This window comes from Blautia sp. AF14-40 (assembly GCF_003479665.1).
Lineage (GTDB): Bacteria > Bacillota > Clostridia > Lachnospirales > Lachnospiraceae > Fusicatenibacter > Fusicatenibacter saccharivorans.
Window position 1 is genome coordinate 1 of record NZ_QUHK01000127.1, and the last position, 282, is coordinate 282.

Genomic DNA, 282 nt, shown 5'->3' on the forward strand with positions numbered 1-282 from the left:
GAAAACGAATTTTCACATAATCAAACAGCATGGTAAGCGGTACTTCTGGATTGAACCTTGCCAGTTCTTTATGCAGAGTTTCCAGAAGTTCCTTTGACGGCTTCATTTTTCCGCTTTCTATCTTGTTGAGATATTCCCTTGTGATACCAGAAGCCACCGCCAGCCTGCCTTGTGAGATACCATAAGCAATCCGTTTCTCCCGTAATTCTTTTATCCATTGTTCTTCATTCAGAACCATACCCCCAATCTGTAAAGTGTGAAGTTTTTTAAGGCGACTTCACA

General features: G+C 41.5%; 1 protein-coding gene. It reads right to left on the minus strand.

Going from position 1 to position 282, the window contains the following annotated elements:
• On the minus strand, window positions 1-238 hold a 238-nt coding region (locus DWW13_RS18670; protein WP_147398357.1), incomplete at its 3' end, for a helix-turn-helix domain-containing protein.
• Between the last annotated feature and the right edge of the window lie 44 nt (window positions 239-282).